The sequence below is a fragment of the Buchnera aphidicola (Taiwanaphis decaspermi) genome, assembly GCF_039405155.1.
GTDB classification, from domain to species: domain Bacteria; phylum Pseudomonadota; class Gammaproteobacteria; order Enterobacterales; family Enterobacteriaceae; genus Buchnera_M; species Buchnera_M aphidicola_B.
In genome coordinates this window covers 244,408-260,999 of record NZ_CP135049.1, presented here as the reverse complement: position 1 = coordinate 260,999, position 16,592 = coordinate 244,408, and the positions used below count along the sequence as shown (strand labels likewise).

Sequence of the window (16,592 nt, the reverse complement as noted above, 5' to 3'; positions counted from 1 at the left end):
GTTTACTGAACATAATTTTTTTTAAATATTCAATTAATACTAATAAATTTATATAATTTTATTACCTCGATAAAAACCTTTTTTAGTCATATGATGTCGAATATGTAATTCTCCTGTTTTTTTATCTATAGATAATTGTTGTGTTTTTACTTTATCATGAGATCTTCTCATTCCTCTTTTTGATCTAGTTGGTTTTTTTTTTTGTACTGCCATAATATATCCTTTTAAAAATTGTTGTTAAAAAATATTTTTGTATCTTTTAATATCATATTAATTAATAATTAATGTTATTTTTTATTCATAAATATTTTTTCATACTTTCTTCTAAAGGAGCTTCAATATTTAATGATTTTTTAGTTATTGGGTGATTAAAAGAAACAGAAGATGCGTGTAACATTAATCTTTTAAATTTATTTTTTTGTATTAAACAATCTAATTTGTTGTTACCATAACGATTATCAAAAACTATTGGATGTCCTAAATATAAAGCATGTACTCTGATTTGATGTGTTCTTCCAGTAACTGGAATTATTGATAATAAAGTAGTTTTTTTATATTTTTTAATAACATTAAAATATGTAATAGATTTCTTACCTTTATCATTAACGACAACTTTATGTTTATTATTATTTAATATTTTTTTAAATAATGGTATGTTTACTTTTATATTTTTTTTATTTAAAACACCGTGAACTAAAGCAATATATTTTTTTTTTATTTTTTTATTTCTAATTTGTTCATGTAATATTTTTAGAACAGATTTTTTTTTTGCTACAAGTAGTATTCCCGAAGTATCTCTATCTAAACGATGAACTAATTCTAAAAATTTTTTTTTATTTAATAATCTTAGTCCATCTATTATATTAATATTAATACCACTACCACCATGTACAGCAATACCTGAAGGTTTATTAATAACTAATAAATATTTATCTTCATATAAGATATTATTAAACAGTAATAAATTTTTTTTTATTATTTTATTAATATTTTTATTGTATTTTTTATATTTAGTTAAATTATTAATTGGCGGTAATCTAATTATATCTCCTATTTTTAATTTATATTTAGGTTTAACTCTTTTTTTATTTACTCTAACTTGACCGGTTCTTAATATTTTATACAAGAAATTTTTAGGTATTTTTTTTATTTTTTTTTTTATAAAGTTATCTATTCTTTGATTATATGTATTTATATTTATAATTATTTTTGATACATTTTTATTAAATTTTTTCATGTAAATTTTCTTTTATATAAATATTATATATATAAAATTTATAAAAAAAAATAATTGTTTAATATTAACCATTTTCTAATAAAATTCATTTATATAAATATAGTATATTTATTTTATAAATCATATTCAATTTTATATTTAATAATATTATTTTAACATTATTCTAATAAAATGCAAAATCAAGTATTAAAAAACTTGACATTAATACGAGCTATTTCATCTAAATACTATATTTTTTACTAATGTATTAATCTTAAAATATATAAGAGATATTGCGATGAAAAGAATGTTAATTAATGCAACACAAAAAGAAGAGTTAAGAATTGCTCTTGTTGATGGTCAAAAATTATACGATTTAGATATTGAAATTCCTGGTTATGAAAAAAAAAAATCAAATATTTATAAAGGTAAAATAACTAGAATTGAACCTAGTTTAGAAGCTGCTTTTGTAGATTATGGATCTGACAAACATGGTTTTTTGCCGTTGAAAGAAATATCTAGAGAATATTTTCCTTCTAATTATATAAATTATGGTAGACCTAATATTAAAGATATTATTAAACAAGAGCAGGAAGTAATAATACAAATAGATAAAGAAGAAAGAGGAAATAAAGGAGCATCATTAACTACTTTTATAAGTTTAGCTGGAAGTTACTTAGTTTTAATGCCTAACAATCCTAAAGTTGGAGGTATTTCTAGAAAAATTGAAGGAGAAGATAGAAATGAACTTAAATCAATATTATCTTCATTACCTTTACCAAATGACATGGGGATAATTATTAGAACAGCTGGTTTAGGAAAATCAATAAAAGATTTAAAATGGGATTTATCTTTTAGATTAAAACATTGGTATACAATAAAAAAAATTTCTAAAACTAAAAAAGCTCCGTTTTTAATATATCAGGAAAGTAATGCTATTGTAAGAGCATTTAGAGATTATTTAAAACAAGATATTGGCGAAATATTAATTGATAATCCTAAAATATTAGAATATGCTAAAGAACATATAATATCTTTGGGAAGACCAGAATTTATTAACAAAATAAAATTATACACTGGGAAAAATTCATTATTTAGTCATTATCAAATTGAAAAACAAATAAATTCAGCTTTTCAAAGAAGAGTTAGATTACCATCTGGTGGATCTATAATTTTAGATACAACAGAAGCTTTAACAGCTATTGATATCAATTCTTCACGTTTTGTCAAAGGTATTGATATTGAAGAAACTGCATTTAAAACTAATTTAGAAGCAGTTGATGAAATATCGAGACAATTGAGATTAAGAGATTTAGGTGGATTAATAGTTATTGATTTTATTGATATGAATCAGCATAAAAATAAAAAAATAGTAGAAAATAAATTATATAATATAATGAGAAAAGATAGAGCAAGAATACAAATAGGTAATATTTCTAAATTTGGATTATTAGAAATGTCTAGACAAAGATTAAGTTCTTCTTTGTGTGAATCTAGTTATCATGTTTGTCCTAAATGTAAAGGTAATGGAAGTATTCGTGATAATGAGTCATTATCATTATCTATATTAAGATTAATAGAAGAAGAATCATTAAAAGATAATACATTAGAAGTTCATGCTATAGTCCCTGTTGAAATAGCATGTTATTTATTAAACGAAAAAAGAAATGAAGTTAATGAAATAGAAAAGCGCCAGTGTGGTGGAAGAACTATAATAGTACCTAATAATAAAATGGAAACACCTCATTATTCAGTTTTAAGAATAAAAAAAGGAGAGAATTACGAATCAATTAGTTATCATTTGCCTAATTTACATAAAATAAAAGTATCTAAATCATCTAAAAAAATTCAAAATGATATAAAAAAATATAATTTATCATCCAATATAATGACTAATATTTTTTCATGTTCTAATAAAAAAAATAACTTAATAAAAGTTGACGATTTATTTTCAAAAAAAGAATATATATATAAAAACGTTTTTTTTAAATTTACAGATTGGTTAAAAAAGATGTTTAATATTAATTATATTATTGATTATAAAAACAAAAAAATTTTAAATAAAAACTTTTACAAAAAAGAATATGAAAAAGTTTTACATAAACTTAAGATTGATTTAAAAAAAAATAACATCCATAAATTTTTTGATTATAACTTAAAATATAAAAAAAAAATAAACGACAAGAAAATAAAAAAATCTATGTCTAATAACTTTAAGAAAAACAACACCGATTTATTAAAGATAAAAAATAGAAATTTTTACACAAAATATAATTATTTATTAAAAAATAAATTATGTAAAAAAAAATATAATGAAGAAATAAAAAAAAATGTAAATAATAATATTATGAAAAATTATGACATTTCTATAAATAAAGATTTTTATAAAAAAAAAAGAAGAGTTTGTAAAATAGAAAAATTTAATAACCATAAAATAAATAATATGTTAAAAAATAATAATAATATTAAAAAAAAATTTAGATATAAAATTGAAAATAATACGAAAAATATTGGTACACAAAAAAAATTCAGTAATGTAAATAGAGGTATTAAAAACAATCAAAAAAAAAATATTAAAATGAAAAAAACAAAAAAAAAATATTTTGTTTCCTCATCTTTAGAAATATGTATTAATAAAAATTGGAAAATTAATCCAGTTTTTTCATATAACACAAAATGTAAAAATAAGAAAAAAAAACATTTTTCAGATTTGTTTGTATTATCTAATAATAATAAAAATTATATTAAAAATACTCTTATTTCTATAAGCATAGAAGATACAAAATTTTTAAATGAAAATAACAAAAATAACAATTGTTTTTTAAAATTACAAATACATAAAAAAAAATTAAAATTTAACAAAGATTTTAAAAATGACGGTTTTTCTAATAATAATTTTTTAAATAAATTACATATCAAATTAAAATGTAAACCAAAAAAATACTATTCATTATTATATACAAAAAACAATAAATATTTAAATAAAATAGAATTAAATAGAAAACAAAGGTTTTCAAGTGCCCCAGTAACAAAAATACCTTCAAATATTGAAAATAAAAAATATAAAAAGAAAATTTTTGTAAACATTAATTCTTTTAAATCAGCTGGGATACATGAAGCAACTAATAAATCTAGTTTTCCGGCTAGTAAACCTTTAAAATAATTTAAATATATAATTGTTTGTATACCGAACATGTCAATTTTTTACATGTTCGGTATTTTATAATAATTTTTTTTAATTATAAAAATAATTTTAAAAATATTAAATATTATTTAAGACATGATATGATATTTTGTTTATTTTTATTAAACATGGGAAATAATTTTTGGAGGAAGAGGGATTCGAACTCTCGGATAATTTCTTATCTACGGTTTTCAAGACCGTTGCCTTAAACCACTCGGCCATTCCTCCAGGTGATTATATTTATTATATAATATTTATTGTGTTAAGTATATTATTTTTTTTTATTTTTATTTAACATATTTAACTATATAATAGTTGTTTTTATATTTTTATTTGTTTATAATATATAAATGGCGCGTTGGCAGATTGGTTATGCAGTGGATTGCAAATCCATATAATTCGGTTCAACTCCGGAACGCGTCTAATTAATAAAATGCCCAGGTGGTGAAATTGGTAGACACAAGGGACTTAAAATCCCTCGGTTTTTAAAAACCTTGCGGGTTCAAATCCCGCCCTGGGTATAGATATTATTTTATTTAATTATTTTATGTATTACAAAATGTTTTTTTTTTAATAAAATAGTATGTTGAGAAAATCTTTTTTTAATTTCTTTCTCATATTTTTTGAAATTATGAGTGACAATTCTAAGCTCGCCCTTTTTTTTTAAATATTTGTTTGATTTTTCTATTATTTGTAAAATCATATAATCATTTATTTTCCAATTATTATGTATAGATGGATTTGAAACTATCAAATCAAACTTTTTTTTTATATTAGAAAATAAATCACTTATCATAACATTACCTTCTAAAAAATTAATTTTAAAATTTTTTTTTGTTATTAATATTGATGTGGCATTATTATCTATAGAAAAAATTTTAATATTGCCAAATAATAACTTTAAATTTATGCCTATCACACCTGAACCGCATCCTAAATCTAATACATTAGTTTTATTTAAATAATTTTTATTATTTGCTTTTTTGTTGTAAAAAGTTGATAGTAAAAGTTTAGTACCACTATCTATTTTTTTATAACTAAAAACGCCAGGCAAATTTTTAATAATTAAATTATTATATAAAGTATTACTAAAATAATTTTTCATTGAAAATTTTTTTTTTGTTTTTATAACTATCCCTAAATATAAAATACAATTTTTAGCTGCATCTATTTTTTTTAAATATATGTACTTTTGAAATATTTTAACAACACTTTTTATACTACTACGATTTCTCCCAACAAAAAAAATTTTGCTATATTTAGGAATTAAATATAATAAATTTTCTATTTGAAATTTTGCTTCTACATTGCTTTTTGGCCAATAATATATTATTAAATCACGTCTAATTATATATTCATTTTTTAAAATACTATTTAAATATATTTTTATTTTATGTTTTTTTATTTTTTTAAAAATATTATAGTTGTTGGTGTACATTTTTAAAAAATTGACATTGAAATATTTATAAATATATATATCAAAAAGGCCAAAAATTAATATTTTTTTATTAACAAATAAATTTTTGTTACGTACAATTAGTTTGCTACAATTATTTAAATTATTCATATAACACACTTATTTTTATAAATTATAAAAATATTTTTTATAAATTATTAATTTAAAAAAAATTTTTCTTTTTTTAAATATAATATAGATAAAGAAATAGCATCTATTGCTGTTGGATGTAATATTTTTATTTTTTTTTCAAAAACGTTTGCAATATTTTTATTAGAATATATATTCCATTTTTTACTTAAATTATTTAATTTATACATTATATTTTTTTTATTTAACAATTTTTTTTTGTAATTTATCCAAAAATTTTCTTTTTTAATGTATTTAACATAATAAAAAAAATTGTTGTTATAAGATTTAAAAATTATAACAATGTTATTGTTTTTATATTTTCTCCATGCTTGTTCTGCCATTATTAATAATGTTGAAATGCCAATTACTTTAACATTATTATTTATTCCTAAAGAAATACCGAGTGCTACACTATTAGATATTCTTATACCACTAAAATTTCCTGGACCTTTGCTAAAAGAAATAGCACGTAATTGATTTATTTTTATTTTAGATATATTTACAATTTTTTTAATCATAGGCAAAATATTTTTTGAATGTGTTAAATAACAATTTTTTTTTATGGAATGTATTGTTCCATTATTTAACAAAGAAACTGAACAAATTTCACTTGACATTTCAAGTGAAAGAATTTTTTTATTTATTTTTTTTTTCATAATAATTTAAGATTACAGTTTGTATAAGCAATTGCATAAATATTATACAATTTTTTTAATAATCATTAATTTTTGTTATTTCTACTAAATCTATTCTGTATTTTGTAGCTTCTATTATTTTGAAATGAAAATTATTTATATTAATAGTATTACCTAAAGATAATAACTTACCTTTATGATTTATTAATAATCCAGCTAAAGATACACAATTTGATTTTTTTTGTATTAAATCATTTGTTCCTAGCAACTGTTGTAAAGAATGTAAATCTGTTCCACCTTTAGCTATCCATCTGTTTTTTGATTTTACAATTACGTCAGGAGTTTCATCAGCATCAGGAAATTCTCCTGCTATAGCTTCTAAAACATCTAATGGAGTAATCAAACCTTGAATAATACCAAATTCATTTGTTACTATTACTAAACTACCTTTTGCTTTTCTTAATACTTCAAGTAAATTTATAGGATCTGATGATTCTGGTATTATAATTGGTATATTTTGGGATGCAAATGTAGAAACATTCATATCATGATCTAAAGCTACCAGTAACTCTTTAGCTCTAACTATTCCTATTATTTTATCTAATTCACCTTTACATACAGGAAATAAACTATGAGGAGTATCTAATAATTGTATATATATATCTTGTATTTTTTTTTCTGTATTTACCCATGATATTTCACTTCTAGGAGTCATAATACTATGTATAGATCTTGAAGCTAAAGTTAAAACTCCATTCACCATGTATTTTTCTTCTTCTTTAAAAGTACCTGGTGATATTACAGATTGATCAATTTTACCTTTAAATGATGATTCTAATATCTGATTATTTATTTCTTTTTTTGACATTAATCTTATGATAGTTTCTGATGCTCTTTGTCTAACAGGTATTTTAGATTCATTTTTTATGAAATTATGACGTGCTATTTGATTAAATAATTCAATTAATATAGAAAAACCTATTGCTGCATATAAATATCCTTTTTGTATATAAAAGCCAAAAGATTCTGCAACTAAACTAGTTCCTATCATAAGTAAAAAACTTAAACAAAGAACAACAACTGTTTGATGAGAATTAATAAAATTTGTTAAAGTTTTAGATGCTATTAACATAATAACCATAGCTATAATAACTGCTGTCATCATAATAAACAAATTGTTTACTATTCCTACTGAAGTGACCACTGAGTCTAATGAAAATATTGCATCTAATATAATAATTTGTATTACTACAATTATAAAAGAAGTATAACTTTTATTTGATTCTTTTTTTTTGATTTTATTTTCTAATTTTTCATGCAATTCAGTGATAGCTTTGAATAAAAGAAATGATCCTCCCATTAAGAGTATTAAATCTTTACCTGATAATTTTAAATAATTATTGAATACAACAACAGGAGTTGTTAATGTTACCATCCATGACATCAATGATAAAAGAATTAACCTTAATATTATTGCTACACTTAATCCTAAAAGACGAGCTTTGTCTCTTTTGATTGGAGGTAGTTTTTCTATTAATATTGCGACAAATACTAAATTATCTATTCCTAAAACTATTTCTAATGTTATTAAAGTTATTAATCCTGCTAGTATTGATGGATCTAAATAGTAATACATAGCAGACTCCATAATATTAAATATATGATATTCGAATAATATTTATAAATAGTTATTGATAATAACATAATATAAAAATTTAAATTATTATTTATTAATAATTTTTTGTAATTATATAAAAATAAAACAATGCGGCTAAATTCCATGTTAAGATAAAAACCTATTAATCGTATGTTATGTAACATATATGTAATTTTTTACAAGAAAAATTTATTTTAAAAATTATTATATAATTTTTACCGTTTGTCAAAATATTACATATTATGAAAATATTAAAATATATATTATAACAAAAATAAAATTTAAAAATATTTATATTAAATAATAATTTACCTCTGCTAATTATACAGAGGTATTATAAACAAATTTTATTTTTAATTAAATTTTTTTTTATAAAATTTATTTTAAATAATTAATATTTTTCATTAATATTTGATATATATATATTATTTATTTTTAATTAGTATCTTATTTTAAATAAAAATTAACATTTTATTTTTTTTTATTTAAATTGCTTATTCTTCTTTCTATAGAAGGATGAGACATAAATAATTTAGAAAAAATAGATTTCATATCCCCGTTGATATAGAATGCAGACATCAAATTATTACTTTTTTGAGGGACAAATTTCTTCAATCTAATTAAAGCAGCAATCATTTTTTCCTTACCGACTATTTTAGAAGAACCTTCATCTGCGTAAAATTCTCTTTTTCTTGAAAACCACATTGTAATAATTGTTGCTAATATTCCAAATATTATTTCCATAGTTGTACACATTATGTATGACATTACTTTGATTAAAGTACTATTTTCAGATTTGTTAAATCCATATATTAAACCAGATACTAAATGAGTGATAAATCTAGATATAAAAATAACAAAAGTATTAACTATTCCTTGTAATAAAACCATGGTTACCATATCTCCATTACTAATATGAGAAATTTCATGAGCTATTACTGCCTCTATTTCTGAACTTTTCATGTTTTTTATTAATCCAGTAGATAATCCTATTAATGATGAATTACGGTTTGGACCAGTAGCAAATGCATTAACATCATTAGAATCATATATTAATATTTGCGGTGTTTTAATTCCAATTAGTTCAGATTGTTGTTTAATCTTATTAGTTAACCATTTTTCTATCTCATTAATAGGATACTTTAATATTTTACCTCCCATCGAATTTATAGCAATCCATTTTGACATTAAAAGAGATATTATTGATCCTGTAAAACCCAATATCATAGAACTAAAAACTAAAACATAAATACTATGAGAAGACATATGTGTAAATAACAAAAATAAACTTAAAGCACATACTACTGCTAAATTTGTTATAATAAAAAATGCTATACGAATCATATATTTTATTCCTTTTTAAATATTTTAACTTATCAATATTTTAATAAAATCATAGTATATTAATAAATAGTTTACATAATTTTTCAAGAAACAAATCTATAAATTAATATTTTTTTATAAGTTTTAATATTTATTATTTTTTAAAATTAGTAAGATATTTTTTTTTATTTAATCTATATTATTCCAATTTTTTCCATCTTTTTTTATCATGTCTAAAGATAAACTAGGCCCCCAGGTTCCTGCCATATATTTTAATGGCTTATTTTTTTTAATTTTCCATCCTTTGATAATGTTGTCAATCCATTTCCAAGATTCTTCAACTTCATCTCTTCTTACAAATAAAGATTGTATACCTCTCATACTTTCTAATAACAATCTTTCATATGCATCTGCTAAATGATTTTTTTTAAAAACATCAAAATAATTCAAATTTAATTTATTTTTTGATAATTTGTATCCTAAATCTAACCCTGGTATTTTATTTAATATTTCTAAATCTATTCCTTCATTCGGTTGTAATCTAATAGTTAATTTATTTTTAGGTAATTTTTTTATATGATCTTTAAATAAATTTGTTGACAAATTTTTAAAATATATAACTATTTCTGAACATTTTCTAGCTAATCTTTTTCCTGTTCTTAAATAAAAAGGAACACCATTCCATTTAACATTGTCGATATCTACTCTCATAGCAACAAAAGTTTCTGTATCGCTTTTTACATTTTCACCTAATTCTTTTAAATATGATGGAACATTTTTTCCATTAATCTCACCTGATGTATATTGTCCTCTAACAGTTTTTTTTAAAACATTTAGATAATTAATAGGTCTTAAAGATCTTAATACTTTTACTTTTTCATCTCTTATATCATCAGCAGTTAATTTATTAGGTTTAGACATAGCTACTATACTTAATATTTGTAATAAATGATTTTGTATCATATCTCTAGTTTGACCGGTTTTATTAAAATATTTTACTCGTCCTTCTATTCCTACTTCTTCTGCTACTGTAATTTGCACATGATCTATTGTATTTTTATTCCAATTATTAAAAAAAATAGAGTTTGCAAAACGCAATGCTATTAAATTCATTATTGTTTCTTTACCTAAATAATGATCAATTCTAAATACTTGTTTTTCTTTAAAATATTCACTTATGTGATTATTTATTTCCTTGCATGTTTTTAAACATGTTCCGACTGGTTTTTCAATTATTACACGAGATGGTTTTTTATTTAAATTAGATTTTCCTAATCCATTGCAAATTGCTTTAAATCTGTTAGGAGGAACAGCAAAATAATTAATAGTTATTCTTTTTTTTTGATTTAATATCAATTTCAATTTATTAAAATTATATATTTCATTTACATCTAAATTACAAAATCTCAATTTTTTTTTAAACTTTTTCCAAATTAATTTTTTAATTTTTTCTTTCATAAAAAGTTTTAAAGATTGTTTGACTATATCAATGTAGTCTTTATCATTCCAATTTGCTCTACCAACACCTATAATTATTGTTTTTTTTGATAGTTCATTATATTTTTCTAATTGATATAATGATGGTAATAATTTTCTTTTTGCTAAATCACCTTTAGCTCCAAAAATTACTAGATTATATGCTTGTTTTTTTTTAATTACCAATGCAATCTCCTTAATATTCATATATTAATAAATTTACTTAAAAATTTCTAATTATTTAAACATACAATTATATATGTTTAAATATATATATATAATTATTATAATTTAACAAATTAAATATTTGATTTGTTATTTAATCAAATAGATTAATTATATGTTTATGTATTTAATAAAACTAGAGTTTTTTTAATAAATATGAATTTAATTTTATATTTTATTATTATTTAAATTAAAAGTATTTTTTATCTTACCAATTATAATTATTTTGTTTTATTGTGTAAAATATATTTTTTCATTTATTATATTTTATGTTTAATATTTATGTTATACATCATTCTACTAATAATTTTTATTGTGCAATAAATATTAAAATAATTTTTTTGCGTAAAAAATATTTATTTTTCAAACTTTTTTTTCAATTAATAAAATATGGAGTGTTTTATGTTAAAAAATTTAAGAAGAACAAAAATAGTAACTACTTTGGGTCCTTCCACTGATATAAAAAACAATTTAGAAAAAATAATTCTTGCTGGATCAAATGTATTAAGATTAAATTTTTCTCATGGAACTAGTAATGAACATAAATTAAGGGCCGAAAAAGCATTTAATATTATGAAAAATACTGGTTTATATTTTTCTATTTTAGCTGATTTACAAGGACCTAAAATTAGAATATCTAAATTTAAAAAAAATAAAGTTTTTCTTAACACAGGTAACGTTTTCATATTAGATCCATTTTTAAAATCTTCAGATGGAGATCAAACAAAAGTTGGTTTTAAATATAAAAATTTACCAAATGATCTTAAAAAAAATGATATTTTATTGTTAGATGATGGTAAAATACAGTTGAAAGTATTTAAAATTAAAAACAAAATAATTTATACAAGAGTTATTGTTGGAGGTGTTTTATCAAACAATAAAGGAATTAATAAATTAGGAGGAGGTTTATCAGCTAAATCTTTAACTAAAAAAGATAAAAAAGATATTAAAACTTCTGTTAAGATAGGAGTTGACTATTTAGCAATATCTTTTCCTAGATCTAGCAAAGATTTAATTAAAGCAAGGAAGATAATAAATAAGCTTGGTAGTAAAATAAAAATAATAGCTAAAATAGAAAGATCTGAGGTTCTTGTTAATGACAAAATTCTTGATGATATCATTTTATCTTCAGATATTATTATGGTTGCAAGAGGAGATCTAGGTATTGAAATAGGTTATGATAAATTAGCATATGCTCAAAAAAAAATTATTAGTAGAGCAACACAACTCAATAAAATAGTTATAACTGCTACTCAAATGATGGAATCAATGATTTCAAATCCGATACCTACAAGAGCAGAGGTGATGGATATATCTAATGCAATATTAGATGGAAGTGATGCTGTTATGTTATCAGGTGAAACTTCTGTTGGTAAATATCCAGTAGAAACTGTAAAAATAGTTTCTAAAATATGTCAAGGAGCAGAAAAAATACCAGTTATTAATGTGTCAAAAAATAGATTGAATTTAAAATTCAAGAATATAGAAGAAACAATATCAACTTTAAGTATGTATGCTGCTAATCATTTATATGGAGTTAATGCTATTATATCTCTAACAGAATCAGGATTAAGTACTTTGATGACTTCTAGAATAAATTCAAGATTACCAATATTTGCTTTATCTCGTAATATTAAAACTTTAAAAGAATTATCTGTTTGTAAAGGTGTTATTCCAATATATTTTAATACTAATAATAAAAATAATACAGCAGCTAATGAAGCTATTTGTTTATTGAAAAAGAAAAAATTCTTATTTACAGGTGATGTAGTAATTATAACACAATGTGATATTATAAATACTCAAGGTAAAACAAATACTATGCGTATAATTAAAGTTTAATAATTATTTAAATTATTATTTAATTAATTTTAAATACACATTAAAAAAATTAGAAACTTTTTTATAAAAAAATAATTAATTAGTAAAAAATTAACAAATACATGAAAAAATTAATGATTTTAAAAAAAATTTGTTTTAATTATAACAAAAAAAAAATTTTAAAAAATATTTCTTTATCTATAAAATATAATAATATTATTACTTTAATAGGTCCTAATGGAGCTGGTAAAACAACATTAATAAGAATTATTATTGGTTTATTACAACCTAATTCTGGTAAAATTATTAAATTTGAAAAAATTAGAGTAGGATATGTTCCTCAAAAATTACAATTAAATTATAATTTTCCTATTAATGTATATAGATTTATGCAATTATATAAAAAATATAAAAAATATAAAATTTTTTCAGCCTTAAAAGCTGTTGGAGCAAATAATTTATCTTTTTTAGATTTAAAAAATTTATCAGGTGGTGAAATGCAAAAAGTATTGTTAGCAAGATCTTTACTAAACAATCCAAATTTATTAGTATTAGATGAACCTACCAAAGGCTTGGATTTTAAAAGTCAATTTAATTTATGTAAATTAATTAATAAATTAAGACACAATTTTAATTGTGCTATTTTGATAGTTTCTCATGATTTGAATTTAGTTATGTCGGAAACAGATAAACTAATTTTTTTGAACAAGAATATTTGTTGTTCAGGAAAACCTGAAATAGTTTATAAAAATATAGCTTTTACATCGATATTTGGATTAGAAATATCAAATAAAATTTCTATATATCATCATAATCATAAATATTTTAAAAAAAAGTAATAAACATTATAATAAAAGAGTTTATTAATAATGATTAATTCATTTTTACCAATTTTTGTTGGTAGTATATTACTTGCTTTATCTACAAGTTTTTTAGGATCTCTTATAATTTGGAATAGAATGACTTCTTTTGGTGATACTATTTCTCATTCTTCTATGCTAGGATTATCATTAGGAATTTTTTTTCATATCGATCCTTTTTATTCAGTTTTAATTGTATCTTTGTTGTTAACCATAATAATCTTAATTTTTGAAAAATATTCTACTTTGTCAATTAATACATTATTATCTATTATGTCTCATTTTTTTTTGTCTTTAGGTATTATATTAATGAGCATTTTATCTGGAATAAGAAAAATAAATATATCCTCCTATTTATTTGGTGATTTAATATCTATTAATTTTTTTGATTTGACTGCTATTTTTTTTTCTACTGTGATAGTATTGTCATTTGTAATTTTTAGATGGAAAAATATGTTGTCTACAATAGTAAATTACGAGTTAGCTACGTTAGATGGTGTAAACGTTTTCAAAGAACGATTGATTCTTATGTTTTTAGTAGCATTTACTATCAGTTTATTAGTAAAATTATTTGGTGTTTTAATAATTAATTCTTTATTAATTATACCTTCTTCTTCTGTTCAAAGATTTTCAAAATCACCTGAAAATATGGTTTTTTTTTCTATAATAATAAGTATTTTATGTATATTAATTGGTTTGTTTTTTTCAAGAAAATATAATTTGCCAATTAGTCCAAGTATAGTTTTATGTTCTTCTTTGTTTTTTATATTAGGTTTTTTTAAAAAACAAAATTGATTAAATTAATTACTTATTGTATAAATAAAAAATAAAAAAATTTAATATATTTTATTAATCTTTTTTTATGTTTAAATCTTTCATCATTTTTTTTGATATCTTGCTAGGAGAATCAGTTGTTAAACAATATCCATTAGTAGTTTTTGGAAAAGCTATTACGTTTCTTATATCATTTTCATTAAGAATTAACATTAATATTCTTTCCATTCCAATAGCTAATCCAGCATGAGGAGGAGTTCCATATTTTAAAGCTTCCAAAAAAAAACCAAATTTTTTATTTTGTTCTTTTTCATTTATCCCAATTATATTAAATATAGTTTTTTGCATTTCTAGATTATCTACTCTAACGGATCCTCCTCCTAGCTCGTAACCATTAATAACTAAATCATATGAGTCGCTGATAGCTCTTTTTGAATTTTTTAATAATTCCTTGCAACTCATTTTCATAGGAGCTGTAAAAGGATGATGTACAGAAGATAATACATTTTTTTTTAATTCTTCAAACATTGGAAAATGTTTAATCCATATTGGTTTATGTTTAGATTTATCAAATATATCGAAATCATTACCTATTTGAGTACGTAATTTATCTAAAGATTGATTAGCAACATTTTTTTTATCATATATAATAAAAATTACATCTCCCAATTTAGCTTTTGTTTTTTTTATAATTTGTACAGATAAATCGTATGTTAGAAGTTTGTTTTTAGAATAATTTATAATTATTTTTTTTTCTATATATTTATGAAAAACAATCCATAATAATTTAGTGTTATTATATTTTTTTAATAATTTAGAATATTCTAATATTTTTTTTTCTTTAATATTATAAGTATGAGATATAAGTAATGTAGATATTCTATATGAATTATCAATATTAATTTTATTTTTGTATAAAATATCATTTATATCTTTTAAAATTAAAGGATTTCTTATATCAGGTTTATCTGTTCCATACATTTTTATTGATTTTTTATATGTAATACTTGGAAAATTATTTAGTTTAATATTTATTATATTTAGCCATATTTTTTTAATTAATTTTTCAACAAAATTACATATTTTTTGTGATTTTATAAACGATGCTTCTATATCAATTTGTGTAAATTCAGGTTGTCTATCAGATCTTAAATCTTCATCTCTAAAACATTTAGCTATTTGGTAATATCTATCTATTCCAGAAATCATTAATAATTGTTTAAATAATTGTGGTGATTGTGGTAATGCATAAAAATTATTTTTTTTTGTACGACTAGGTATTAAATAATCTCTTGCACCTTCAGGAGTAGATTTAGTTAAAATAGGAGTGTCAACATTTATAAAGTTATTATCATTCATGAAATTATGTATTAAATTAGTAATTTTGTGTCTAATTTTCAACATATATGTCATATTTGGTTTTCTTAAATCTAAATATCTATATTTCATTCTAGATTTTGTGTTATTTATAATATTGTTATTTATTGGAAGTGATTTAGATTTATTAAATATTGATATTTTTTTTGCTTCTATTTCTATATTTCCATTTTTTATTTTGTTATTGATATTTTTTTTGCTTCTATTTCTAACAAAACCTTCTATTTTTATGCAAAATTCATTTCTAACTTTAAAAGCTTTTTTAAAACATTTTTTGTTGGAGTTATTAAAAAAAATTTGTATATTACCAGTAATATCTCTTAAATTTATAAAAATTAGATTTCTTAAAATTTTATAATTATTTACCCATCCACATAAAGTTACGTATTTATTTATGTCGTTTATTTTTAATTTACCACAAAAACTATTACGCATTAATATATTATCCTGATTTTT

General features: G+C 20.5%; 12 protein-coding genes and 3 tRNA genes. 6 read left to right on the top strand and 9 right to left on the bottom strand.

What is annotated here, in order from left to right; genetic code table 11:
• Nucleotides 1–48: 48 nt before the first annotated feature.
• Together rpmF and RJX39_RS01215 are read right to left on the bottom strand one after the other, a co-directional pair.
• Complete coding sequence (gene rpmF, locus RJX39_RS01220; protein WP_343192433.1) at nucleotides 49–213, bottom strand: 50S ribosomal protein L32; 165 nt, start codon at nucleotides 211–213, stop codon at nucleotides 49–51.
• Nucleotides 214–298: 85 nt separating this feature from the next.
• On the bottom strand, nucleotides 299–1,237 hold the full coding sequence (locus tag RJX39_RS01215; protein WP_343192432.1) for an RluA family pseudouridine synthase: 939 nt from the start codon (nucleotides 1,235–1,237) through the stop codon (nucleotides 299–301).
• A 277-nt stretch (nucleotides 1,238–1,514) separates the two neighbouring features.
• On the opposite strand from RJX39_RS01215, the gene rne reads away from it, so the two are divergent.
• Nucleotides 1,515–4,379 (top strand): ribonuclease E, encoded by a 2,865-nt coding sequence (rne, locus tag RJX39_RS01210; protein WP_343192431.1) that lies wholly within the window; start codon nucleotides 1,515–1,517, stop codon nucleotides 4,377–4,379.
• Nucleotides 4,380–4,543: 164 nt separating this feature from the next.
• On the opposite strand, the gene RJX39_RS01205 is transcribed toward rne, so the two are convergent.
• Nucleotides 4,544–4,628, bottom strand: a tRNA-Ser gene (locus RJX39_RS01205).
• Between the two features lie 124 nt (nucleotides 4,629–4,752).
• On the opposite strand from RJX39_RS01205, the gene RJX39_RS01200 reads away from it, so the two are divergent.
• Nucleotides 4,753–4,823: transfer RNA gene (locus RJX39_RS01200), tRNA-Cys, on the top strand.
• A 12-nt stretch (nucleotides 4,824–4,835) separates the two neighbouring features.
• Nucleotides 4,836–4,921, top strand: a tRNA-Leu gene (locus tag RJX39_RS01195).
• Nucleotides 4,922–4,932: 11 nt separating this feature from the next.
• On the opposite strand, the gene RJX39_RS01190 is transcribed toward RJX39_RS01195, so the two are convergent.
• From RJX39_RS01190 to zwf, 5 genes are all read right to left on the bottom strand, one after another.
• Nucleotides 4,933–5,967, bottom strand: a complete 1,035-nt coding sequence (locus RJX39_RS01190) for a methyltransferase (protein ID WP_343192430.1) — start codon at nucleotides 5,965–5,967, stop codon at nucleotides 4,933–4,935.
• A gap of 47 nt (nucleotides 5,968–6,014) precedes the next feature.
• Nucleotides 6,015–6,644 (bottom strand): tRNA (adenosine(37)-N6)-threonylcarbamoyltransferase complex dimerization subunit type 1 TsaB, encoded by a 630-nt coding sequence (gene tsaB, locus RJX39_RS01185; protein WP_343192429.1) that lies wholly within the window; start codon nucleotides 6,642–6,644, stop codon nucleotides 6,015–6,017.
• 55 nt (nucleotides 6,645–6,699) lie between these two features.
• A complete protein-coding gene (locus RJX39_RS01180; RefSeq protein WP_343192428.1) occupies nucleotides 6,700–8,259 on the bottom strand; it encodes a TerC family protein in 1,560 nt (519 codons plus the stop codon).
• A gap of 492 nt (nucleotides 8,260–8,751) precedes the next feature.
• Nucleotides 8,752–9,624, bottom strand: a complete 873-nt coding sequence (gene htpX, locus RJX39_RS01175) for a protease HtpX (RefSeq protein WP_343192427.1) — start codon at nucleotides 9,622–9,624, stop codon at nucleotides 8,752–8,754.
• A 168-nt stretch (nucleotides 9,625–9,792) separates the two neighbouring features.
• Nucleotides 9,793–11,265, bottom strand: a complete 1,473-nt coding sequence (zwf, locus tag RJX39_RS01170) for a glucose-6-phosphate dehydrogenase (protein ID WP_343192426.1) — start codon at nucleotides 11,263–11,265, stop codon at nucleotides 9,793–9,795.
• Between the two features lie 441 nt (nucleotides 11,266–11,706).
• Between zwf and pyk the strand changes: the two genes are divergently transcribed.
• The 3 genes from pyk to RJX39_RS01155 all read left to right on the top strand — a co-directional run bounded on the left by pyk (nucleotide 11,707) and on the right by RJX39_RS01155 (nucleotide 14,780).
• Nucleotides 11,707–13,146: a pyruvate kinase gene (pyk, locus tag RJX39_RS01165; protein WP_343192425.1), complete on the top strand. Its 1,440-nt coding sequence runs from the start codon at nucleotides 11,707–11,709 to the stop codon at nucleotides 13,144–13,146.
• Between the two features lie 101 nt (nucleotides 13,147–13,247).
• Complete coding sequence (locus tag RJX39_RS01160) at nucleotides 13,248–13,964, top strand: ATP-binding cassette domain-containing protein (RefSeq protein WP_343192424.1); 717 nt, start codon at nucleotides 13,248–13,250, stop codon at nucleotides 13,962–13,964.
• 30 nt (nucleotides 13,965–13,994) lie between these two features.
• Nucleotides 13,995–14,780, top strand: a complete 786-nt coding sequence (locus RJX39_RS01155) for a metal ABC transporter permease (RefSeq protein ID WP_343192423.1) — start codon at nucleotides 13,995–13,997, stop codon at nucleotides 14,778–14,780.
• A 54-nt stretch (nucleotides 14,781–14,834) separates the two neighbouring features.
• Here RJX39_RS01155 and aspS read toward each other — a convergent pair whose 3' ends face one another.
• A complete protein-coding gene (gene aspS, locus RJX39_RS01150; RefSeq protein ID WP_343192422.1) occupies nucleotides 14,835–16,571 on the bottom strand; it encodes an aspartate--tRNA ligase in 1,737 nt (578 codons plus the stop codon).
• Between the last annotated feature and the right edge of the window lie 21 nt (nucleotides 16,572–16,592).